The 23,872-nt window shown below is 55.0% G+C and carries 20 protein-coding genes and 1 tRNA gene; 5 read left to right on the forward strand and 16 right to left on the reverse strand.

Annotated elements, in window-relative coordinates; translation table 11 throughout:
• Positions 1 to 70 precede the first annotated feature (70 nt).
• The 4 genes from clpB to BBCT_RS07700 form a co-directional block, all read right to left on the reverse strand.
• Positions 71 to 2,776 (reverse strand): ATP-dependent chaperone ClpB, encoded by a 2,706-nt coding sequence (gene clpB, locus BBCT_RS07685; protein WP_033512727.1) that lies wholly within the window; start codon positions 2,774 to 2,776, stop codon positions 71 to 73.
• Between the two features lie 223 nt (positions 2,777 to 2,999).
• Complete coding sequence (locus BBCT_RS07690) at positions 3,000 to 3,821, reverse strand: fumarylacetoacetate hydrolase family protein (RefSeq protein WP_033512729.1); 822 nt, start codon at positions 3,819 to 3,821, stop codon at positions 3,000 to 3,002.
• A 129-nt stretch (positions 3,822 to 3,950) separates the two neighbouring features.
• A complete protein-coding gene (locus tag BBCT_RS07695; RefSeq protein ID WP_003833975.1) occupies positions 3,951 to 4,793 on the reverse strand; it encodes a YggS family pyridoxal phosphate-dependent enzyme in 843 nt (280 codons plus the stop codon).
• A gap of 225 nt (positions 4,794 to 5,018) precedes the next feature.
• Positions 5,019 to 5,426 carry an HTH domain-containing protein gene (locus BBCT_RS07700; RefSeq protein WP_003833973.1) on the reverse strand — a complete coding sequence of 136 codons (408 nt, stop codon included), beginning with the start codon at positions 5,424 to 5,426 and terminating at the stop codon, positions 5,019 to 5,021.
• Positions 5,427 to 5,634: 208 nt separating this feature from the next.
• Between BBCT_RS07700 and BBCT_RS07705 the strand changes: the two genes are divergently transcribed.
• Positions 5,635 to 6,738 carry a glutamyl-Q tRNA(Asp) synthetase gene (locus tag BBCT_RS07705; RefSeq protein ID WP_033512731.1) on the forward strand — a complete coding sequence of 368 codons (1,104 nt, stop codon included), beginning with the start codon at positions 5,635 to 5,637 and terminating at the stop codon, positions 6,736 to 6,738.
• Between the two features lie 231 nt (positions 6,739 to 6,969).
• Here BBCT_RS07705 and BBCT_RS07710 read toward each other — a convergent pair whose 3' ends face one another.
• Both BBCT_RS07710 and BBCT_RS07715 read right to left on the reverse strand, forming a co-directional pair.
• Positions 6,970 to 7,698 carry an MIP/aquaporin family protein gene (locus BBCT_RS07710; protein ID WP_003833969.1) on the reverse strand — a complete coding sequence of 243 codons (729 nt, stop codon included), beginning with the start codon at positions 7,696 to 7,698 and terminating at the stop codon, positions 6,970 to 6,972.
• A 201-nt stretch (positions 7,699 to 7,899) separates the two neighbouring features.
• A tRNA-Lys gene (locus tag BBCT_RS07715) sits at positions 7,900 to 7,973 on the reverse strand.
• 188 nt (positions 7,974 to 8,161) lie between these two features.
• On the opposite strand from BBCT_RS07715, the gene BBCT_RS07720 reads away from it, so the two are divergent.
• Complete coding sequence (locus BBCT_RS07720) at positions 8,162 to 8,377, forward strand: hypothetical protein (protein WP_033512733.1); 216 nt, start codon at positions 8,162 to 8,164, stop codon at positions 8,375 to 8,377.
• A 133-nt stretch (positions 8,378 to 8,510) separates the two neighbouring features.
• Here BBCT_RS07720 and rplI read toward each other — a convergent pair whose 3' ends face one another.
• The 4 genes from rplI to rpsF are packed head-to-tail and all read right to left on the reverse strand — an operon-like array spanning position 8,511 to position 10,289.
• Complete coding sequence (rplI, locus tag BBCT_RS07725) at positions 8,511 to 8,957, reverse strand: 50S ribosomal protein L9 (RefSeq protein WP_003833965.1); 447 nt, start codon at positions 8,955 to 8,957, stop codon at positions 8,511 to 8,513.
• A gap of 19 nt (positions 8,958 to 8,976) precedes the next feature.
• Entirely contained in the window at positions 8,977 to 9,225 is a 249-nt protein-coding gene (gene rpsR, locus BBCT_RS07730) for a 30S ribosomal protein S18 (RefSeq protein WP_003833963.1), read from the reverse strand.
• Between the two features lie 60 nt (positions 9,226 to 9,285).
• Complete coding sequence (locus BBCT_RS07735; RefSeq protein WP_003833961.1) at positions 9,286 to 9,945, reverse strand: single-stranded DNA-binding protein; 660 nt, start codon at positions 9,943 to 9,945, stop codon at positions 9,286 to 9,288.
• A 56-nt stretch (positions 9,946 to 10,001) separates the two neighbouring features.
• On the reverse strand, positions 10,002 to 10,289 hold the full coding sequence (gene rpsF / locus BBCT_RS07740; RefSeq protein WP_003810120.1) for a 30S ribosomal protein S6: 288 nt from the start codon (positions 10,287 to 10,289) through the stop codon (positions 10,002 to 10,004).
• Positions 10,290 to 10,554: 265 nt separating this feature from the next.
• Here rpsF and BBCT_RS07745 point away from each other — a divergent pair, with 265 nt between their 5' ends.
• Positions 10,555 to 11,568 carry a ribose-phosphate diphosphokinase gene (locus BBCT_RS07745; protein ID WP_003833959.1) on the forward strand — a complete coding sequence of 338 codons (1,014 nt, stop codon included), beginning with the start codon at positions 10,555 to 10,557 and terminating at the stop codon, positions 11,566 to 11,568.
• A 102-nt stretch (positions 11,569 to 11,670) separates the two neighbouring features.
• Here the strand turns inward: BBCT_RS07745 and BBCT_RS07750 are convergent, their stop codons facing one another.
• The 5 genes from BBCT_RS07750 to rfbB form a co-directional block, all read right to left on the reverse strand.
• On the reverse strand, positions 11,671 to 12,651 hold the full coding sequence (locus BBCT_RS07750) for a ribokinase (RefSeq protein ID WP_033512735.1): 981 nt from the start codon (positions 12,649 to 12,651) through the stop codon (positions 11,671 to 11,673).
• Positions 12,652 to 12,770: 119 nt separating this feature from the next.
• Positions 12,771 to 13,727 carry a nucleoside hydrolase gene (locus BBCT_RS07755; RefSeq protein WP_003834081.1) on the reverse strand — a complete coding sequence of 319 codons (957 nt, stop codon included), beginning with the start codon at positions 13,725 to 13,727 and terminating at the stop codon, positions 12,771 to 12,773.
• 275 nt (positions 13,728 to 14,002) lie between these two features.
• A complete protein-coding gene (locus tag BBCT_RS07760) occupies positions 14,003 to 15,061 on the reverse strand; it encodes a LacI family DNA-binding transcriptional regulator (RefSeq protein ID WP_003834079.1) in 1,059 nt (352 codons plus the stop codon).
• A 406-nt stretch (positions 15,062 to 15,467) separates the two neighbouring features.
• The gene (locus BBCT_RS07765; protein ID WP_003834074.1) at positions 15,468 to 16,703 is read right to left on the reverse strand and encodes an ATP-binding protein; all 1,236 of its coding nucleotides are present in this window, start codon (positions 16,701 to 16,703) and stop codon (positions 15,468 to 15,470) included.
• 420 nt (positions 16,704 to 17,123) lie between these two features.
• The gene (rfbB, locus tag BBCT_RS07770) at positions 17,124 to 18,173 is read right to left on the reverse strand and encodes a dTDP-glucose 4,6-dehydratase (RefSeq protein ID WP_172620124.1); all 1,050 of its coding nucleotides are present in this window, start codon (positions 18,171 to 18,173) and stop codon (positions 17,124 to 17,126) included.
• Positions 18,174 to 18,345: 172 nt separating this feature from the next.
• Between rfbB and BBCT_RS07775 the strand changes: the two genes are divergently transcribed.
• Positions 18,346 to 19,713, forward strand: a complete 1,368-nt coding sequence (locus tag BBCT_RS07775) for an ATP-binding protein (protein ID WP_003834068.1) — start codon at positions 18,346 to 18,348, stop codon at positions 19,711 to 19,713.
• A gap of 252 nt (positions 19,714 to 19,965) precedes the next feature.
• Positions 19,966 to 22,584, forward strand: coding sequence for an LTA synthase family protein (locus tag BBCT_RS07780; protein WP_047750686.1), 2,619 nt, complete (start codon positions 19,966 to 19,968; stop codon positions 22,582 to 22,584).
• Between the two features lie 62 nt (positions 22,585 to 22,646).
• Here BBCT_RS07780 and glf read toward each other — a convergent pair whose 3' ends face one another.
• Positions 22,647 to 23,825: a UDP-galactopyranose mutase gene (glf, locus tag BBCT_RS07785; RefSeq protein WP_047750687.1), complete on the reverse strand. Its 1,179-nt coding sequence runs from the start codon at positions 23,823 to 23,825 to the stop codon at positions 22,647 to 22,649.
• Between the last annotated feature and the right edge of the window lie 47 nt (positions 23,826 to 23,872).

The raw sequence follows: 23,872 nt of genomic DNA on the forward strand, positions 1-23,872 counted from the left end.
AGACCGTTTTCGCGACTCGGCCAATCGACAGTCAGTCAGGCCAAACCGATCAGCCGACTGACTCCGAACGTCACTTAGCTTCCGCCGAAAAATCGTCGTCGATCTGCCCCGGCGCCCACGAGGAAAGCTCCAAATGGTCGCCGCCAGTCTGGTCCACAAGCACGGTGTCGCCGTCGTGCACTTCGCCAGCCAGCAGCATGCGCGCCAACTGGTCTCCGACTTCGGTTTGCACCAAACGACGAAGCGGGCGAGCGCCATACGCCGGATCGTAACCGGTGTTGGCGAGCCAATCGCGCGCCGAATCGGTAACATCCAGCTTGATGCGGCGATCCGCCAAGCGGGCCGAAACCTGCGCCACCTGAATGTCCACGATGCCGCCGAGCTCTTCGCGCGTAAGCGGGTGGAACATGACCAGTTCATCCAAGCGGTTGATGAATTCCGGCTTGAACTGCATGTGCACGGCGTCCATCACGGCCTTCTTCTTGGCTTCGTCATCCAGTTCGGTGTTCACCAGGAACTGCGAGCCAAGGTTGGAGGTCATGATCAGAATCGTGTTCTTGAAGTCCACGGTTCGGCCCTGCCCGTCGGTCAAGCGGCCGTCATCGAGCACCTGCAACAGCACGTCGAACACTTCAGGATTGGCCTTTTCAACCTCATCGAACAGCACCACCGAATATGGGCGGCGACGCACGGCCTCAGTCAGCTGGCCACCCTCCTCATAGCCGATGTAGCCCGGCGCAGCACCGATTAGACGAGACACGGAGGCCTTCTCCATGTACTCGCTCATATCAATGCGCACCATGGCTTTTTCATCGTCGAACAGAAAGTCGGCGAGCGCCTTGGCTAGCTCCGTCTTGCCCACGCCGGTCGGTCCAAGGAACAGGAACGATCCTGTCGGGCGGTTCGGGTCGGAAATGCCCGCACGCGAGCGGCGTACCGCATCAGAAACAGCTTGAATAGCTTCTTTCTGGCCGATCACACGTTTGCCGAGATAATCTTCCATGGTCAGCAGCTTCTCGTTTTCGCCTTGCATGAGGCGGCCGACGGGAATGCCCGTCCAGTCGGACACGATTTCGGCCACGGAATCGGCGTCGACGCGGTCCGGCACCATCGGAATGTCATCCGCCGCGCCGTCGTCGCCAGCCACGCCGGCCGTACCATTCTTGGCCGCCGCCTCGTTTTGTTCGGCTTGTGCAATCTCCTTCTGGATGGCCGGAATTTCGCCATAGTTGATGGCGGAGGATTTCGCCAGATCGCCTTCGCGCTCGTACCGTTCAGCTTGGGTGCGCAGTTCGTCGAGCTTCTTGCGCAGGTCGCCGATGCGGTTGTGTCCGTTCTTTTCGGCGTCCCAGCGTGCTTTCAGACCGTTGAGTTTTTCGCTTTTGTCTGCGATTTCCTTATTGAGGTCGTCGAGACGTTCCTTGGCGCTTTCGTCAAGCTCGCTTTCGGCTTTGCTTGCGGCGGCATCGTCTTTCGGATTGCCAAGCAGGTATGATTTCTCCATTTTGAGTCGGTCGACCTGGCGTTGCAGTTCATCGATTTCCTCAGGTGAGGAGTCGAGTTCCATGCGCAGGTGCGATGCGGCCTCGTCCACCAGATCGATGGCCTTGTCTGGCAGCTGACGGCCGGAAATATACCGGTTCGACAGCGTTGCCGCGGCCACGAGCGCGTCGTCGCCGATGGTCACCTTGTGGTGGGCTTCGTATTTCGGCGCGATGCCGCGCAGAATGGCGATGGTGTCTTCAACACTCGGCTCTCCTACGAACACTTGCTGGAAACGACGTTCCAACGCCGGGTCCTTTTCGATATTCTCTCGGTATTCATCGAGCGTGGTGGCGCCGATCAGGCGTAGTTCGCCGCGCGCAAGCATGGGCTTGAGCATATTGCCCGCGTCCATGGATCCTTCGGCTGCGCCCGCGCCAACGATGGTGTGGATCTCATCGATGAAGGTGATGATCTGCCCGTCGGCGTTCTTGATTTCCTGCAGCACGCTCTTCAGGCGTTCCTCGAATTCGCCGCGGTATTTCGAACCGGCCACCATGGAGCCCAAATCAAGCGAAATAAGCTTCTTGTTTTGCAAGGTTGTCGGCACGTCGCCGGCGACGATGCGCTGTGCGAGGCCTTCCACCACGGCGGTTTTGCCCACGCCCGGCTCGCCGATCAGCACCGGGTTGTTTTTGGTGCGTCGACTCAGGATCTGGATCACGCGGCGGATTTCCTGATCGCGGCCGATCACCGGGTCGAGTTTGCCTTCTTTCGCGGCCGCAGTCAGGTCGGTCGAGTATTTTTCGAGGGCTTTATACGAGCCTTCAGCGTCGGGGCTGGTCACTTTCGCGCCTCCTCGAATCGATGGCACGGCTTTGCGTAACGCGTCAGCGGTCACGCCGTATTGTTCCATGATTTGCGCGCTTTGGTTTGGTTTTGCCGCTGCGATGGCGATGAGCAGATGTTCGGTGGAGACGTATTCGTCGCCCATCTGATGCATTTCCTTGCCCGCTTGCGCAAGCACGGCGGACAGTTGCCTGCTGACCTGTGGCTGTGCGGTGGTCGATCCGCTGGCGCTCGGCAGCTCGTCTTGCGCTTGGTGCACGGCTGCGCTGATGTTCTGCGCGTTACCACCCGCGGCTTCGATCAGTCCGCGAATCACGCCGTTTTCCTGACGCAGCAGCGCGTCAAGCAGGTGCAGGGTTTCGACTTGCGCGTTGCCTGCGGCCGACGCATTCTGCACGGCGTCGGAAATGGCTTCCTGCGCCAGTGTGGTGAACTTCTGTTCCATATCATCCTCCATGGTTCGCGTCGAACGTCCGTTTTCGCACGGTTACGTCGGCGCATATGTCGTTGTCTGATATGCTCAACCAACTTCACCACCATTCTATTCCCAAAAGTTGAGTCCGCAACACTCAACTTTTGTTCACCGAACGAAAAGTCGTAAAAAAAAACGAAAGGCCGCCACCCACGAAAGGTGACAGCCTTCATATCCGCAATATGCCAATCGACAATCAGCCGCGCACTACCACATTGCGCAGGCTGCCAATGCCTTCGACGTGCACGATCGCCTCGTCGCCCGGATCGAGATGGCCGGAAGCGTTCGGAGTGCCCGTCAGAATCACATCGCCCGGCAGCAGCGTCGTGAAGCTGGAGATCGCGGCGATCTGCTCGGGAATGCTGTGAATCAGGTTCGCCGTGGTGCCGGAAGCCAGCTCGACATCCTCGCCATTCAACGTGAAGGAGATCTTCGCATCCTTCCAATCCAAGTCGTCACGGGTCACGATCCACGGGCCGAGCGGGCAGGACGTGTCGAAGCCCTTCGCACGCGTCCACATCGGGTCGAGCCCCTGCAGGTCGCGCAATGTCACGTCATTCACGCAGGTGAAGCCGAGCACATAGTCCATGGCCTGTTCGACCGGCACGTTCTTGGCGATACGACCCATCACCACGGCCACTTCCGGCTCGAAATTCATGTCGTTCGAATATGACGGAATCACGATCGGATCATCCGGACCAATCACCGACGTGCTCGGCTTGGAGAAAATCACCATGTCTTCCGGAGCATGCTTGATGTCGGAATGGCCGGCTTCATGCATGAACTGCGCGTGCGCCTCATAATTCTTGGCCAGGCCATACACCTTCGACGGAATCACCGGAGAGAGCAGACGAATGCCATCGCCATCCACCGGAAAACGCTCGCCGGTCGGCTTCACACCGGCACCGGCCAGAGGATGCCCCTCAAGCGCTACGAGATAGTCTTTGCCGTCGCTTTCGTCGGTCTGCACGAAAGCGTATTGCGGTACATCATTATGCGAAAAACGTGCGATTCTCATGCTTGCCAGTCTACCCGCAACAATCGTCGAATCGTCCATATCATCGACATGCAACGCCCGACAATCAAAAACATCGAAAAAAAAAACGGGCCATCACATCATGCGAAGGCCCGTCACAGGAAGAAAACGTCAGATAAAAGCACGCTCGCCGAAAATCGCAGTGCCGACGCGCACGATAGTGGATCCTTCCGCAATCGCGAGTTCCATGTCGCCGGTCATACCCATCGACAGTTCACGGCAGGACTGCGTGCCAGGCTCCCCCGATGCGAGAATACGATCGCGGGTTCTACGCAGATGTTCAAATCCCCGGCGAATGGCAGTTTCATCGCTCACATGCGCGCCAATAGTCATCAGCCCCTGCAATTCAAGCCCGTCCAATGTGCCGATTTTCTGCGCGATGCGAATGGCATACGCCGGACTGCAACCGGATTTCGATGTCTCGCCCGATTCGTTGACTTCCAGCAGCACGCCCACGGTGACGCCGCGCGCCACCGCCCTACGTGAGATTTTTTCCGCCAAATCAAGGGAATCAACCGATTCGATAGCGTTGACGACCGGCAGTACCTTGCCGATTTTGTTGCTTTGCAGCTGGCCGATCAGATGGAACGGAATGCGCTCGCAAGCGACTTCGGAATCGCCTGAAGCGGACGCGATGCCGGAATCGCCGGCAACACCCAACGCAAACCCGCGTTCCGCACAACGTGCCATCAATCCTTCGGCCTTCGCCGTCACTTCCTGCGGACGATTCTCGCCAATCATGCGCACGCCCGCGTCGATTGCAGCCATGATCTCGCCCACATCGCGCGTCTTCGTAGCAGCAAGCAGGCGCACGGAACCCGCGTCACGACCGGCATGTTGCTCGGCCGACGCGATACGATCCAACACGCGATGCACGCCATCGGCGATCTGCACGGCGCGCACGTCGTCAATCACCTCATTGGCAAGATTCTTATGATCCATGTATGCGGTCATATTCAGCCTCTTATGTTCAATCCCAACTACCTCTACCAGAGTAAGAAGAAGCCCGTACGACGGTCTGAAGTGAAGTGATAAAACGACCGATATTCGCACGGGCCAATAAAACAGACGGCAGTAGAAGGGGGACTTCAAAGACACCGTCCGACAATCACTATATGCAAGATTTATTAAACACGCGCCGAAAAAATTTTTTCTTTAATTTTTTTCAGCTATCGCATTTCATACCTGTATTTTTTTCAATTGACGTTCCAAAGCGTCTATACGATCCTTCAGTTCAAGCACCTGACACATCAACGACCGAATCTGCCCCAGCTGAACGGACACCAGTCGTTCGCGCGTCTCGGAAGACAACGACCCCGACGAACCTCCGATTTTCGCAGCGGCCATGATATCCGAATCCGCCTTCCAGCGCGCGATATTACGTTCGACACGCTTGCGACCGACAATCGCAGGACTCAATCCAGCCGACGTGAAAATCGAACTCGGTCTCTCGCCATCCAAATATCTGCGCATGCAGCTGATTTGAAAATCACGCGAATACGTAATCCTGTTCGGTGTAACCGACTCAACCGCCGGCAACGCACGAAGATACTCGACCTCCGTATTGCTAAACTGCCTTTTCGTCATATCGACCCCATTCACCCGACAAAACGGAATACCTTTTCCACGCTCGCAGATTACCTTCGCAAACGAACGTACCAGAACGGCATATACTACCACCTTACACGCGATGGTATGGGGGTTTGCGACACCCGAATCGCCCTACGCTGAACCTGAACGAACCCCAGAAGGTACAGTTACGTACTGTCACCATCGATGCATCAAAGGAGTCACCATGACCGGCCGATTCGCACCCACCCCATCAGGCCGCATGCATATCGGCAACGTCTACGCCATGCTTGGAGCGTGGCTTTCCGCCCGCAAAACAGGCGATTCCATACGATTGCGCATTGAAGACATCGATGAGCCGAGAGTCGTTCCCAACGCCGCCGAAACCATGATGCACGACCTCGACTGGCTCGGTCTCAACTGGGATGGCGAACCAGTATTCCAATCAACGCGACACACCCTATATCAGGAAGCGCTCAATCTTCTCAGCAACCTCAACATTGACGAAATCAGCGATACTATTAACACTATCGGCATTAGTTCCAACGATTCCGATTCCTACGGCGCTACCGCAAGCAACACCACAAATACCCCCGGCACAACGCCGCTCATCTACCCCTGCTTCTGCTCGCGCGCCGATATCCGCGCCGCGTCGGCGCCGCAGGAAGGCGACCGTTTCACCGTATATCCGGGAACATGCCACCGACTCATCGCCAACGACCCGCAGCGCGTGAAGCAACGTCTCGCTAACGGCGATCGCCATTCGCTGCGCATCGCCACCACCGACACCACCATCGCCTTTCATGACGAAGTGTTCGGCAACCAGCGTTACAACCTCGTCCAAGACATCGGCGACACCATCGTCCGCCGATCGGACGGTATATACTCCTATCAGCTGGCCGTCACCGTGGACGATCTTGACATGGGCATCACCGACATTGTGCGCGGTCGCGACCTGCTTCGTTCAAGCGCTTTGCAGATCTATATCCGCAAAGCCCTTATCTCCGCGGGATTCCAGCCTTCTGAACCCGCCGAAGCAACCATCTCATACGCGCATCTGCCCCTTATCGACAACGCGGCCGGGCAACGTCTCGCCAAACGCGAACGCTCGCTCGACCTCGGTATTCTCACGGCGCACGGCGTCACCGCGCAACAGATCATCGGCTATTGCGCATGGCTACTCGGCTTGCAAGGAGACTGCGAACACACTGAACCACAGCCCATGAGCGCGGCCGAAGCGCTTGGCGAATTCAGCTGGGACGCCATCCGCGCCAATACTTCGGATCGTGTGCTCGATCAAAACGAGTTCAACGCGTATTTCGGCCTGTAGCCACGTTCCGCAGTCTTATTTCCGCTTACTCCGCAGTCTTATCCTGCTGTCACGCAGGTGGCAGCACATCTCGTTCACGGCAGCACTACCAGCCAATAGTAGGTATGCAAAAAGCCTGCTTCCCTTGAACCGGAAAATTCCGAGGAAAACAGGCTTTGCGTGTCAGTTCCTATAGGTCAACCGCAACTTATGTGACAGCCAGACAAACAAATCACGGATGACCGCAGGCGATCAGGCGAACAGCTTAAACATGGCCGCACCGACGATGGCGCCCAGAATCGGGGCGACGACCGGAATCCAAGCCTCGTCCCAGCGGGAGGAGCCCTTGGATGGAATCGGCAGGATGGCGTGCAGCAGTCGCGGCATGAAATCGCGGGCTGGGTTCAGGCCAGGACCGGTCGGACCACCCATGGAGGTCACGAGGCCCCACACGATGAAACCAACCACGATGGATGCGGCAGCATGGTCTTCCTCTCCCCACGGCAGGGACAGGCAGCACAGTGCGCCGACCACGAGCACGAGGGTGCCGAAGAACTCGTTGACGAAGTAGTTCACGCGATCGTTGTGGGCGTCGGTGGTGCAGAAAGTGCCAAGGATGGCGTTGGCGTCTTCGGTGTCCTTATAGTGCGGATAGTAGGTGATGTATACCACGAGCTGACCGACTGCGGCGCCGAGCAACTGAGCGATGATGTACGGCAGCACAAGGTTCCAGTCGAACAGGCCGTTCACCGCCTGGGCGATGGTCATGGCTGGGTTGATGTGCGCGCCGGAAACGCCACCGAACATGAGCACCGGGAACATCACGCCGAAGCCGTAGCCCATGGCGATGTTCAGCCAGCCTGCATGGTGGCCCTTAGTGTTCTTCAGTTCAACGTTCGCGACAGCGCCGTTGCCGAAGATCATCAGAATGGCGGTACCGAAGAATTCGGCCGCAAGTTTGACAAAAGTCGAGTATTCCACTGCTGTTTCCTCTATTGCTTCTTCTCTGTAAGAATCACATTGATGTCAATTCCGCTCTCGGCGGACAACAGGGTCCAACACTACTCCCCACACTGGAAGTCGAACACAAAAAAGTTTCGACAAGCCGGCGACTTGCCGGACGGCCATGCAGAAATCGGAAAACAAAAAAACCTTGGAACCGGAGTTCCAAGGCTTCATCTGTGCCCCCTCAGGGATTCGAACCCTGGACACGCTGATTAAGAGTCAGCTGCTCTAACCAACTGAGCTAAAGGGGCGTTGGTCTTGCGAGGTTTTGTTCTCGCTGAGCACGAGAAGTAAATATACTCAGAATCAAGAAGAATGCAACTCTCGGCGTGTCGCGATTGTAAAACCGCTATTTTCCAACGATTTCAGCATATTACGAAAGTCGCAGGAAAACGCGATTCAACCATCATATTCACCACTCGACCAGCGCAGGCAAGACTTGAAATTACAATTTCTTCACAATTTTCCTAAGGCCGGCAGCGTTGCCGATCCTCAAGCTAGCAAAAACCAGCGCAAGCTGCTTTCCAACAGCGTCGACAAAACCGATAATGCGATCATTCCGAACGGGCATATCAATGGTGTGGAATCGTTGACGGTCAACAAGGATGGCAAGGTCACGGTCACGCTTGATGACGGTGGCTACATTACTGATTAGATATGAAAATCCCCCTGCACAACTGTTTTCAGCTGGTGCAGGGGGATTTTCCATGCTTAAGCTCAGACGTATCTCAGTCTGAAGTCATTCATCATGGCTGCAACGAATGCAGTCTCGATGAATGGGGCCGAAATCACTCAGCGACAACCTTCACGGTGAAGGAAGCGGTGATTTCCGGGTGCAGAGCGACGGTCGCAGCGAACTCGCCGGTGGTCTTGATCGGATCCACGGTGATGTTCTTCGGGTTGACGTCAGCCTTGGAAGACAGAGCGATGGCGATCTTGTCGGCGGAAACACCACCGAACAGCTTGCCGGACTCGGAGACCTTGGCAGCGATTTCAACGACGGAGCCCTCGATCAGACCCTTGGCGGCAACAGCCTCTTCGCGGGTGGCGACGGCCTTGGCCAGACGAGCGCGCTTCATGGACTCAATCTGAGCAGCAGCGTTCTTGGACCAAGCAAAGGCGAGGCCCTGCGGAATCAGGTAGTTACGAGCGTAACCGGCCTTGACGGTCACGACGTCGCCCGGGTGACCCAAGTGATTGACGGACTTGGTAAGAATAACCTTAGCTTCAGCCATTGTTCAAACCTCTCTCAGATCAGCGACCGGAAGTGGCGTACGGCAGCAGAGCCATCTCGCGGGCGTTCTTGATAGCCTTGGCGAGCTCGCGCTGTTCCTGCACGGAAACACCGGTGATACGACGGGAACGAATCTTGCCGCGATCGGAGATGAACTTGCGCAGCAGGGCAACGTCCTTGTAATCGATCTCGGTGACCTTAGCGGCCTTCAGTGGATTCGGCTTCTTCTTAAACGGCTTGACCGGCGGCTGCGGCCTCTTGCGTGACATCTTGATGTTCTCCTTAAAATCTGGAAATTGCTTTTCTTTTAAGCTGCGATCCGGGCCGGATCAGAATTCCGGTTCGTCGCTGCTTCCACCAAATTCGGAGGAGCCAAAGGAACCGAACGATGAGGAACCGGAATTATCCGAATTGCCCCACGGATCCGATGCCGGAGCAGGCTGCACGGCGGGCGCGGCATTGGCTGGAGCGGTAGCCCCACCCTGATAGCCAGCGCCACCGGAATACCCGGCACCGCCCTGATAGCCACCGGCATTGCCGGCGAAGCCACCGTTGTTGAACCCGCCGTTGCCGCCAGCGAAAGCATTGCCGCCACGATTGCCGGCAAAATTACCACCGTTGGCATTGGAGGTTCGCGTGACCTGGGCGGTCGCGTAACGCAGGGACGGACCGATCTCATCGACCTGAAGCTCGATAACCGTGCGCTGGGAACCATCGTTCGCCTGATAGGAACGCTGCTGCAAACGACCCTGCGCGATCACACGCATGCCCTTGCTCAGGCTCTGCGCGCAATGTTCGGCCATGTCGCGCCACGCGGAGCAGCGCATGAACAAAGCCTGACCATCTTCAAACTGGCCCGTATTACGGTTCCAGGTGCGCGGAGTGGAGGCAATCGTGAAGCTGGCCACGGACGAGCCGTTGCCAACCGTACGGATTTCGGGATCAGCCGTGAGGTTACCCACCACAGTGATAATCGTTTCGCCTGCCATCGTTACCTACTTACTTTGCAGCTTATTGTTTTGCAGCTTGAAAAGCTTAGAATTACTTACTTGCGAAGAATCTTCGTACGGATGACGGATTCGTTCAGGTTCAGCAGACGATCGAGTTCGTCGCTGGTGGCCGGCTCAGCGGAGTAGTTGACCACAACGTAGTTACCTTCGGTCTTGCCAGCGATCTCGTAGGCAAGCTTGCGACGGCCCCAGATGTCGATGTTCTCGACAGCACCGCCTTCCTTGGTGACAGTTTCCAGATACTGCTCGGTCAGCTTCTTCAGACCGCGCTCATCCAGCTCAGGATCGGCAATGAACATCAGTTCGTACTTATGCGCAGACATCACCCACCTCCTTCGGACTATCGGCCATGGACCTTCCATGGCAGGAGTGTGTATGCGTACTGCCTTCACGCATCTATATATAAAAGGGTATAAAGATACGATTCAGACAACCTGTTCAGCATAGCCCTTCTGCTGGACGAGCGACAATCGCGCACATTCCGCAAAACAGGCGCGTCATGGGCACCCGCATTGTTATATTGAATACGGCTATTTTTGTACGGTTGGTATACCGTATTTACGCGACTCTAATTGTGGAAGGCGAAGCATGTCGGCGATTCTCGAAGGCACTCCGGATAAAAAACTGGCTTTGGTGACGGGTCGTGCATACCCTGAGCAGGCCCATGAAACCGCGAAATACCTGGGAATTGACGTGCTTGAGACCACGGCTTACGATTTCGCCAACGGTGAGATGTATGTGCGTTACACCGAGCCGGTGCGTGGTGCCGACGCGTTTGTGATGCAGGCGCATACCGAGCCGATTAACAAGTGGATCATGGAGCAGCTCATCATGGTTGACGCCATGAAGCGCGCTTCCGCCCGTTCCATCACCGTGGTCGCGCCGTTCCTTGGCTATTCCCGTCAGGATAAGAAGCATCAGGGTCGCGAGCCCATCACCGCCCGCCTGATTTTCGACCTGTTCCGCGCAGCCGGTGCCGACCGTATTATGACGGTTGACCTGCATGCCGCTCAGGAGCAGGGCTTCTTCGATGGTCCGGTCGATCATCTCACCGCTACTCCGGTGCTGCTTGACTATGTGCGCAACAACATGCCGCTTGAGAACACCACCATCGTGTCTCCGGATGCCGGCCGTATCAAGGTTTCCGAGCAGTGGGCCGCGAAGCTGGGCAATCTGCCGCTCGCCTTCATTCACAAGACTCGTGACACCACTCGCCCGAACCATGCCGAGGCGCATGGCATTATCGGCGAGGTCGAAGGCCGCGACTGCGTGGTGGTTGACGACATGATCGACACCGCAGGCACCATCTGCGAGGCTGTGCGCACACTGAACAACTCCGGCGCGAAGTCCGTGACGCTGGTTGCCACGCATGGCCTGCTGTCTGGTCCCGCCGTGGAACGCCTGAGGAATTGCGGCGCCAGAGAAATCGTACTTACCGACACCGTGCCGGTTCCGGAAGAGAAGCGCCTTCCGAATATGACCGTGCTGTCTGTGGCCCCATTGCTGGCCGCCGGCATCCGCTCCGTGTTCGAATCCGGTTCCGTTTCCACGCTGCTCAACGGCTTGCCCGAAGACATGCGTCCGCGCAACATCTACGCCTGATTCGTAATCTTTTCAAAATAAAAACTCGCCACCACCCGGTCGGCGAGTTTTTTATATGTACTCTATTTCCTTTTCTTAAAGAGAGAAAAGAGAGAAATCTAGCTATCGTCCGATATATGCCTCGCGAATTTGCGCGGCATTGCCGTAGGAGGCCTGCGCGCCGTAACCAGTGGCGGCATATGCGGACACGTACGAGGCGAGTTCGGCAGCTTCGGAAAGTGCCATACCTGAGGCAAGACCGGCGAGCACCGTGCCCATGAATGAGTCGCCGCAACCGGTGGTATCCACCGCATTGACCCGCACGGGGGCTATCCGCTGAATCGGCGTTGCCGAAGTGGAATCCAATACCACCGAACCGTCACCGCCGAGCGTCACAATCGCCTGTTCGAAACCGAATCCGTGCATCGCTTCCAGCGCATGCCCCCAGTCGAAACCATCCCAATCGTCGTTTTCCGGCTCGTCAATACCAAGCAACTGCGCCATTTCGTGCTCGTTGACCAACAGAATGTCGGATGCTTCAACTAGTTCGGCCGGCAGCGACGGAGTGAACGGCGAATCGTTGAGTAGCACCTTCACGCCCGCTTCGTGGCATATGCGTGCGGCGGCCGTCACTGTTTCGATCGGGCTTTCCAAGCATAGGCCAAGCACGGAAGACCGTACCAGCGCCTCACGCACGGATTCCACATAATCCACAGTGACCTGCGCGTTCGATCCCGGAGAGTAGACGATGGTGTTTTCGCCAGTTGCGTCCACGGTGATCACGGTTGTACCGGATGCTCCAGGCACGCGGCGAACATGCGTGGTGTTCACACCAGCTTCACCTAGGGCGCCCAGCAGGAAGTCGGCGTTGGAATCGGAGCCTACCGCGCCGAACATTTGCACGGTTGCGCCGATGCGCGCTGCGGCGGCCGCCTGGTTGCCGGATTTACCGCCTGGCAGCAGCTGCAGCGGACCGCCGGTGATGGTCTCCCCCGGCCCTGGCAGACGCTGTGCGGTAACGGTGTAATCCGCATTCATCGAGCCGATTACGGACACCATGCCGTGGATGCGGTCCAATGCAGAGAGAACTTCAGTCGCGCTCATCTTTGTCTTCCTTAAATGAAAAGGAGATTTGTGAAATATTATTTTTCAGTAATCGCAATTTTACAAATCTCCATTGTTTATATTGAGGATGTTTTATGCGATTGTTTGGCCGGTTACGCTTATTCGGCTTTGGTTGCGAGTCCGGAGATGCGGGTCATGAATTCGTTCAGGAAGCGCGGCACATCAACGCCGACTGCCACCTTCATGGTTTTGACTGGATTGTTCAGACGGGTTTCGTCACCGATGGTACGTCCGCGGGTCGGGCCTTCCACGTCGACCTTCATATTGATGTCAAGGGTGGTGACGAGGGTCGGGTCCACTGCCACGCCGACGGCGAGCGGATCATGCAGTCCGCAGCCGCCCAAGTGCGGGGACGTGGTTTCGTAGGCCTTGATGTAGAAGTCGGTCATGTCGGCCAGAAACCTGCCGGCCTTGGTGCCGAGGTCACGCCACTGCTGGGTTTCCTTATAGGTGAGCAGGGTCTGCAGGGTTACGTCGAGGCCGATCATGGTGGTCGGAGCGCCGGAACGGAACAGGTAGTCGGCGGCTTCCGGATCCTGCGAAATGTTGGCTTCCATGCAGGCGTTGCAGTTGCCAGGTACGGTCAGCGCGCCGCCCATGAGCACGATTTGGCCGATTTCGTCTTTGATTTCCGGAGCTTTCTTCAGTGCAGCTTCGATGTTGGTCATCGGTCCGGTCGGCACGTAGACGAGATCCTTGCCGTAGGTCTTCACTGCGTCGATGATGAAGTCGACCGCGGATTCGGTTTCGACGGAACGGTTGGAATCAGGGATGTCCACGTCACCGATTCCGTTGTCGCCGTGGATGAATGCGGAGATCGGCAGCACTTCGAAGTGGTCGGTGGTGCTGGAGTGCGGCAGACCTTGATACACCTTGACTTCCGGATGGCCGAGCAGGTCGGTCACGGCCAATGCGTTGCGCACACCTTGCTCGACAAACACGTTGCCATAGGTACCGGTGATGCCGATCAGCTTGGCTTCCGGGCTTCCCAGGGCATACGAAATGGCAAGTGCGTCATCAACACCGGTATCAAGATCGAGAATCATCTTTTTCATGTGTGTGCCTTTCCTCTTTGACGAGCCTGACGACGGTCCGCCACCATACGGGTGCGCCGTCAGTTATACATCGAACACATTCTTCGGTTGTATTGTGCGTTGACAAGATTTATGATAAAGCGTTTTATCAATAACGCAAATTCGACACCACACGCACGGCGTGTTGCCTTTATTTCCAACATTTACAGAATATTGGAGATACTGATGTCACTGCATATCGAGATTAATCTACGCCACCCGTTTTTTACCGGTCTGCAGCACCTAAAAATGGCGGTTTACGAGCAGGCCGCCTGCACCAATTTCGGCGTAAGCACCTCAACCTGCGGATCGGAAAGCCACGGACGAGCAGCCACCGAATCCACACCGGACTTAGTATGAACCGAAACATCAATCCGCCCACGCAACATATCCCAACAAGCGGCAGCCAGATCAGTCACGCTCTGTTCAACGGTGGTCATACGCCAACCAAGCCCGAATCGCTTGAGAATATTGTCGTAACCAATCACCTGCATATCCTCAGTAACGCGCAACCCGCGCTCCGCCATACGCTGACGAAAACCAAGCGCCATCACATCATTGCAGCAGAACACGGCAGTCGCACCGCCATCAATAATCTGATCAGCAGCACGATAGCCACTACCGAAACGGTAATCCCCCTCAGCACACAACGCAGAATCAAAATGCTTTCCCGACTGCTCGATAGCATCCACAAAACCACGACGACGCTCCGCGGCACTCAACTCCGCAATATCGCCGGTGACAATACCAATACGAGTATGACCACCCTCCAACAGATACTGGGCAGCCAAACGGCCGCCAAGATAATTATCAAAGCCAACCGCATCACACCAACCGCACTGAGTCAAACGGTCGATCAACACCACAGGGCACGACACAAGCGCCACATCCTCACGCAACCGCCCAACAGCATCGCCAGCACAGGACTCGCGCGCCGGAATCAGCATCACACCGTCCACCCCACGAGCCGGAAGACGCTGCAACAACTCATGCTCAGTAGCACGCGAATCATCGGAATTGGCCACAATCAGCGAATACCCCTGCGCAGCGCATTCATCCTCCACGCACTTGGCAAACGCCGCGAAAAACAAGTTCTCAATATCAGGCACAATCAACGCCACCAACTGGGATTGCTTGGTCACCAAGCTTCGCGCACTCTGATTCGGCACATAATTCAGTTTCTTCGCCGCATCGGCAATGACCCTGCGCTTCTCCTCGGACACGCGAGCAGGACGATTATTCAACACCAACGAAACCGTCGTCACAGACACCCCTGCGGCAGCGGCCACATCCTTCAGTGTCGCACGATACGCCATCCAAACCCCCTTAAAACGTTTATCCCTCCAGCATAAATACCACGCAAACCTGACGCGCCCAGCATCGCAACAACAAACAAATTCCTTTCACAGCAAAATAATCCGCACTATTTCCACCGGTAAATCGTTTTTCGAAAGTGTTTTTGTACACTCGCAACGTTTGTCCAAAATGAAAGCCGCACAAGAAAAAAGAACCAGCAATGCGGCCAACCACGCAGAAAAACAATGCGAGACAGCGCAAAACCATCGCCATCGTCGCAGTGATCGCAGTGGTCACCATCGCGCTCGCAGCCGTCGCCTCTGCGTTTAACGGGGTCAAAGTCGTTCAAAGATACAACTTTGCCCCCGTTACAAGCGCTTTCGCACCGTATCTGCCACATATAAGCGAAATAGCATCCACCAAACGCTATGAGAGGTCGAGATCTCCGTCCGTGCGTAGAAACTCCATCAGGTTGAGATGCCTTACGCCGTCGCGTTGCATTGGCAGCGGGTCCAAACTGAACAGGTATTTCGGATACCCGTCAGCCAGCTTCGTGAACGGACGGAATTCACGCTCCTCAACATTAGGATCCTGCACACTCATCGACACCTGCACATAGGCGTACCGTTCCCGCTTACGCACAATGAAGTCGCACTCCAGCTTACCAATAATGCCCACGCTCACCTCGTAGCCTTTCGACCTCAAATGCACGTACAGCGCATTTTCCAAGGCTGGTCCGTAACTCATTCGCGTATCAGTGTTACGTGCGAATCGTATGCCAGGATCCGCAAGATAATACTTCTCCCCTCCTCTCAACGACCTGCGCGAACGCAAATCGAATCGCGGGCATTTGTAGAGGACCTTCGCACTCTCCAACAGCCGGACATAGTTCGCGAGAGTCTCACGTTTGACCGTCACGCCTTCGCCATGTTTCAGATAATCGACGATCCCCGACAGATTCGTGGGAGCGGCATAGTTGTTGATGAGATAGTCCTGCACACGCTGGAAGGTATCGCGGTGACGAACCACTTTGCGTGCGGCTATGTCTTTGTTGAAGATCTGCCCTATGACATCTTGGATATACATGGCTTTCGCATCAAGATCCTCATATTCCAGCGCTTTCGGAAACCCTCCATAGGTGAGATACTCTTGGAAAATCTGCGACTCCGGCTTTTGGGGAAGTCCAAGATACTCACGCATGCCGAGATATTCGCTGAACGATAGGGTGAACATTTCCAGCTCAATGTAGCGGCCTGTCAATTTGGTGGCAAGCTCGCCGGATAGTAGGTATGAATTGGATCCGGTGATGAAAATCGAGCAGTCGCCTTCTTCACGCCATCCGTTAACGATGGCCTCATACCCCTTCACGTTCTGTATTTCGTCGATGAACAGGTAACGAGTTGAAGCTGACTTACCCAGGCTATGTTCAATGACCGCATCAAGCTTTTCCGGAGTGTTCACGCCTTGATATTCTCGACGGTCAAGATTGATGCAGCAGATATTGCCTTCCGCGACGCCACGTTCCCGCAGCTCATCCATAACGCTGCACAGCAGACTCGATTTTCCGCAACGGCGAATGCCTGTGACCACCTTAATGAGTCCCACATCGTCATAGAACGGACGAAGCTTGGCTAGATAATGCTCTCGACGATACATTTGCATGTTTTACTCCATCATCACGGTTTTAACGGTGATAAAATTACCCAAAAGAACAACTTTGCCCCGTTAAAAGCTCATTTTACATGCTCAACAACAGATTTTATACCCCCATCATCACCTTTAAGTTCTCTTATTACCTGTTTACAGCAATTTAACGGGGTCAAAGTCGTTCAAAGATACAACTTTGACCCCGTTAAATATACTTTCGCACCGTATTTGGCTTATATACGGCAGATTCGGGAGACTTGGATTCACAGCTGGGTCATTAGTCCAGAATGCGCATCCGGCTCTCGCAGCCATTTCCTGACGAAGCCGACTACTTGCAGCACGTTATTTCCCAATCGCCACTTACCGAGCCCAATTGCCAGACCGCGCCGCATCCACCATGACGCACCGTCACAAAACGCTCCCGTCTGACGTGCTTTACTGGCCTTGGGCGCGGTAGCGGGCTTCGGTGGCGGCTTTGGCGGGCTCCCACCAGGCACGGTTGGCAGCATACCAAGCGATGGTCGCTTGCAAACCGGCTTCGAAATCGGTGTGCACAGGCTTCCATTCGAGTTCGGTACGCAGCTTACTAGAGTCGATCGCATAACGCCGATCATGCCCGGGACGGTCACGCACCCAGTCGAACGCATCTTCGGCACATCCCATAAGTCGCAGAATCATACGCATTACAGCAATATTGCTCATTTCGCCATCTGCGCCAATCAGGTACGTTTCGCCGATCCGCCCGCGAGTAAGAATCTCCCACACCGCAGAAGAGTGATCTTCCGTATGGATCCAGTCACGCACGTTCTCGCCTGTGCCATATAGTTTCGGTCGCACACCTTCCATGATGGAAGTGATCTGGCGTGGAATGAATTTTTCCACATGCTGGTACGGCCCGTAATTGTTGGAACAGTTGGAGATCGTGGCGCGAAGCCCGTACGTGCGAACCCACGCGCGCACCAGCTGGTCGGATGCCGCTTTCGACGCACTGTATGGGCTAGACGGCTTATACGGCGTACTTTCGGTGAATTTGCATGGATCGTCGAGCGCGAGGTCGCCGTACACTTCGTCGGTGCTGATGTGGTGGAATCGCACGTCATGCTTACGGGCGGCTTCAAGCAAATGGAACGTGCCTTCCACGTTTGTTGTGATGAAGGGTTCAGGATTGGCGATGGAATTGTCGTTGTGCGATTCGGCCGCGAAATGCACGATCGAGTCATGACCAGACACGATACGTTCCAGTAGTACAGCATCGCAAATATCACCTTGCACAAGTTCGACTTGCGATTGCGGAAGACCGGCGATATTTTGCGGATTTCCGGCATAGGTCAGTTTGTCGAGCACGGTTATGTGCACGTCAGGATGGTTATGTGCCACATAGCGCACGAAATTGGCTCCGATAAACCCACATCCGCCGGTCACGATGATGTTGCGCGGCTTGAAAATCTCACTACTCACTATTTCAGGGTACCGGCAGGGTGGCATAGACATAAAGCGATTCCACAAACTGGCTTACGTATGGCAGATTCGGCAGCCCAACCGGTGGTATCTCAGTTACCCTTGATTTGGTGTATAAATAGCACTTCGCTTATCCTTGATTTGGTGTATAATTGAGCATGTTATTACCCTTGATTTGGTGTATTTACGGCGGTGAGACATGGAGACTTTCGAACGAAAAGCGTACGAAAAACTGGCTTCCTGGAAAGATTCTTCCCAAGGAAGCACAGCCCTGCTCATCGAGGGCGCACGGCGCGTCGGGAAAAGCACCATCGCGGAGGAATTCGGACGACGGAACTATGCGTCGTATATGCTCGTCGACTTCTCGAAAGCCCCCGATGACGTGCTGGGCTACTTCGTCGACCTGCGCAACGACCTCGACGCGTTCTTCATGTACCTGTCATCCTTCTACGGAGTGGAACTGCACAGGAGGGATAGCCTCATCATTTTCGACGAGGTGCAGCTGTATCCGAAGGCCCGCGAGGCCATCAAGCAGCTGGTGGCTGACGGGCGTTACGACTACATCGAGACGGGGTCGCTTGTCTCCATCCGCGAAAACGTCAAGGACATCCTCATTCCATCAGAGGAGGAGTCGATCCGCCTAAATCCCATGGATTTCGATGAATTCCTCTGGGCTTTGGGAGAAAAGCCACTGTCCACGCTCATCGCGGACTCGTTCAAGAAGCGCAGGCCGCTCCCCGATTCGCTGCACAGGAAGGCCATGCGGCTATTCCGTGAATACATGCTGGTCGGAGGCATGCCCCAGGCCGTGTCGAAGTACGTCGAGACCCATGATTTCAGCAAAGTCGACAACGTCAAACGGAACATCCTCCGACTGTACAGGCAAGACATCTCCAAACATGGCGGCAGCGACCGGATACGCATCACGCGCATCTTCGACAACCTGGTGGGCCAGCTTTCCAAGAAAGAGAAGAAGTTCAACATCACATCGCTGGGAAAGGAAGCGAAGACCCGCGATTACGAGGACGCCTTCTTCTGGCTTTCCGACGCGTTCATCACCAACGACTGCTTCAATTCCACTGATCCGAGCGTGGGGCTAAGCATCAGCGAGGACCATTCGACGGTCAAATGCTACGCCGCCGACACCGGACTTCTCACCACTCTCGCCCTGGCCGACTCGGAACAGACCGGAAGCAACCTGTACCGGGACATCCTCCTAGAACGCATCGAAATCAACGAGGGCATGCTCGCGGAGAACGTCGTCGCACAGCTTCTCCGGGCCAACGGACACCGGCTGTTCTTCTATTCGCGCAGCGATCGTGACGACCCGTCGAACCGCATGGAGATCGACTTCCTCATCGTCGAACCGTACGAGAACGCGGCAATGAAGTACAGGGTCAGCCCCATCGAGGTCAAGTCATCGAAACGCTACCGCACGGTCTCGTTAGACAAATTCAAGGCAAAATTCGATAAGAAGGTCGGCACCAGATACGTGCTGCATCCGAAACCGCTGGTCGTGGAAAATGACGTGGTCAAGCTGCCGATCTACATGGCGGGACTGCTGTAGAAGGCTTCACGCAGACAGCGCTTTTTGGTACGCTACCAGCGAATGACGCTCAACACTTGCGCGCACATATGTTGTCCACCTTGAACATCAGATCTGTTTGCCGCTTGCTGCCCATCACCCAGTTAACCGTCCAGCTACCCTTCAGACATCTACTAGACACTCGTTCGTCCACAGCTGAACACTAAGATGTACCCGGTTTAATTGTACAGAGCCTCCAATTATAAAGGGGCTATCTTTTTGAAGGATGCGACGATGCCTATTTTCTCGCCCGACCGTCACGCTTGTGCGCCTTCATACGTAAAACTTACTAAGCAGCCGATTACGGGCGGAGCGTATCGCCCTCTTGCGAATGACGAAGATAGCAACGCTTGCGCTCCATCCGCCCTTTCAGGTCACCATGGTTCAAAGCTGTATACGCAGAAATCAGCAATTCACGCCATCTCCGATAACGCAAGCGTTTTCATTCCCAAAGTCGATGCGCCCCATCTGCCAAAAACAGCTGATGACAAGTCCATTGACGAAGCCATTAACGAAGCTACGAACGACAGTACCCATTCAGTCCCACCATCTGCTGAAATTCAACTCGCGCAAGCTAACGAGCATCCTCTGATGCAGGCTATCGAGGTCTGCAAACAATCCGTACACACTACGGCAAAAGCACTCTCCACCGCAGGACATGCAGTTGCAAAAGCTGCCAAAACCACCGGCCACGCCATCCGCACAGCTGCCACAGCAGTAAAGACCGCATGGCATACCTTCGCTAACTTCAAAGCCGTACAGCTCATCATCAAATTCTTCAAGAAAGCATATGCACTCTGGAAGAAGCGCATGAAGTTCTCATACGCCTTCTACACCATCGTGTTCTTCCTGCTCACTTCAGCGGAAGTCATTTTCCTTCAATGGGGAATGTATTCCGAGCCCGAATATGAAAAGGGCACTGAAATTGACGAAACGACGAAAGTCCTTCAAAGCGTTGGCGGACAAGTCACCAGATTCATCAGTCAAATGTGGCTTGAGCAGAAAAACGTCTGTCTCGTCAGTTTTATGGGACTGGCTTTAATCTATCTTGCGTTAATTTTTGTAACGAACCGATTCTGGATTGCCACTCTTGTTTTTGGCGTTGCCCTTACGGCTTTTGGAGTCGCCAACAGCATCAAAGTCCAGCTGCGAAATGAACCGATCATTCCCGCTGATTTGACATTCATTTCAGGCGGTGACACCGGCAGCATCATGTCATTCGTACCGAAATCCAGCCAAGCGTTCGTTAATGGCGCAATTACTTTCGTAATTTGGTTTGCAATTATCATCTTCGCTCTTTTTGTTCTGGACGGCCGCAGACGTTTCATTTATTGCTCATGGAGACATCCCATTGCCAACATCAAAAACATCATTGGCAATGTCTTCCGCATACTCGCAGCAATACTCAGCGTTGTGCTACTGAGCACTTATGTCATAGGTTTAGGCACGCCCGGCTCAGGCACCTACAAATGGGCTAAAGATAATGGCTACGAGCCCCAATTATGGAATGCCATAGGTGATGCTCAAGCCAATAATCCTGCCACCACATTCCTTAGCCTGTCAAAGGTCAAGGCCATGGATAAACCCGACAACTACAGTCAAAAAACCATGCAGTCTCTCGCTAAGAAATATGCGCAAGAGGCGCAAGCCATCAATCATACCCGATCAGGTGAGCTTACGGACAATACCGTCATCATGATTTTGTCTGAAACTTTCTCCGACCCCACTCGCGTTCCGGGCGTTTCTTTCAGTCTCGATCCAATACCGAACATCCGTAATATCAAAAACACGACCACTTCAGGACTCATGCTGTCCCCCGGTTACGGCGGTGGCACCGCGAATATCGAATATCAGGCTTTGACCGGCTTGAATCTTGCGAATTTCAATGATTCTTTGATTGTGCCGTACCAGCAATTGGTGCCGAACCAGAATGATCCTTATTCGTTCAACCAGATTTGGATGAAAAAGTATGGGAAAAATGCTTCTACTGCGGTGCATCCGTTCCAGCAAAGCATGTATCTGAGGAATATCAACTACAGGAAGTTTGGCTTCTCATACCTGTACACGCTTGATAGCAAAATTCCGCTGAAACATACCGGTTGCATCGACCGTTCGCCTTATGTGAGTGACAGCGAAGCGTATCAGAGCATTCTTGACCTGCTCGATAGGCAACAAGATTCGAAGTCCTCGCAGTTCTTGCAACTCGTCACCATGCAGAACCATATGCCCTATGGCGATTACTATGACAATAACGAGTTTTCAGACGCCAATATTTCAGAAGATTTATCTGATGGGGAACGCTGGAATATCAATACCTACACTAAAGGAATTAACTGGACCGACCAGGAAACGGCGGATTTCCTTAATCAGCTCGACCAAATATACAAGCCAATCACCGTTATCTTCTATGGAGATCATCTGCCCGGCATCTACGACACGGCAGATATGAACAAGAACAATAAAACCGTTTTGCATGAAACAGATTATTTCATTTGGTCAAATTCCGCTTCGCCTTCCCATGGAACGAACGTTAATCCCACAACCACCGCGTACACATCATCCAACTATTTCATGCCGCTGGCTGCAGAACACATGAACGCTAAGGTATCACCGTATCTTGCGATGCTTACGGAATTGCAACAAGAAGTCCCTGCAATGAGCCGTGTGATCGGCACTAACGGCGGTATCGGGCAAGGCAAGGCGACGTACCTGGATCATGATGGCAACAACATCAAAGCCACAGCTTTAAGCGCTAAAGCAAAGGAGCTGCTCAAAGATTACAAACTGGTTCAATATGACCAGACCGTGGGCAAGAATTACCTTAAGGACTTGGATTTCACACAGGTCCCATAGGAATCGGAAAAATAGGGCCGCACAGGAAATGTCTGTGCGGCCCTATTTTCATATGCAGAAAATCACTTTTTGAGGAGTGGTTCGACCTGTTCCTCGTACGCGGTCAGCGCGGTGTCGATCACCTGATGCATGTCGTAGTACTTGTACGTGCCCAGACGGCCGCCGAACACCGTGAGCGGTTCGGCCTTCGCGAGCTCCTCGTACCTCGCGTACAGCGCCTTGTCGGCCTCCGTGTTGATCGGATAGTACGGCTCGTCGCCGCGCTCGGCGAAACGGCTGTACTCCTCCCACACCACGGTCCTGTCCGGGTTCTGCGAGTCCCTGCGTTCCGGGTTGAAGTTCTTGAACTCGATCGCGCGCGTGTACGGCACGTCCGCGTCGGAGAAGTTCATCACCGGGCATCCGAAATGGTCGCCCTCGTCGTAGCGCACCTCCCTGAAGTCGACCGTACGCCACTTGAGCTCGCCCAGCGAATAGTCGAAGTAGCGGTCCACCGGGCCCGTGTACACCACCGGCACGCCCGCCGCGGCCAGGGCCTTCCTGTTGAACGGCTGCGAGGCGTCGAAGAAGTCGGTCTTCAGGGTCACGTGGATGCGCGGGTCGTCGATCATGCGCTCCATCCACGCGGTGTAGCCGTCCGTCGGCAGGCCTTCCCACGTGTCCTTGAAATAGCGGTTGTCGTAGTTGAAGCGCACCGGCAGGCGGTTGATGATGCCCGCGGGCAGGTCCTTCGGATCGGTCTGCCACTGCTTGCCCGTGTAGTTCTTGATGAACGCCTCGTACAGGGGGCGGCCGATCAGCGAAATGCCCTTGTCGTTGAGGTTCTGGGGGTCCGTGCCCGCCAATTCGCCGGCCTGCCCGTCGATCAGGGCCTTCGCCTCGGCCGGCGTGTAACGCGCGTGGAAGAACTGGTTGATCGTGCCCAGGTTGATCGGCAGGGGGTACACCTCGCCGTCGTGCGTGGCGTACACGCGGTGCACGTAGGAGGTGAACGAGGTGAACCTGTTCACGTACTCCCACACGCGCCTGTTGGACGTGTGGAACAGGTGGGCGCCGTACTTGTGGATCTCCGCGCCGGTCTCCTCGTCCATGTAGCTGTACGCGTTGCCGCCGATGTGGTCGCGCACGTCGATGATCTCCACCCTGACGCCCAAACGCTCCACGGCCTGCTGGGCCACGGTCAGGCCGAACAGGCCCGCGCCCACGACCACCAGATCGGGATACTCCACCGCACCAGTCATAAAAACAACCTTCCAAAACAGTCAGTTCAATTGCAAATGCACACTGC

The organism is Bifidobacterium catenulatum DSM 16992 = JCM 1194 = LMG 11043 (assembly GCF_001025195.1).
GTDB lineage: Bacteria > Actinomycetota > Actinomycetes > Actinomycetales > Bifidobacteriaceae > Bifidobacterium > Bifidobacterium catenulatum.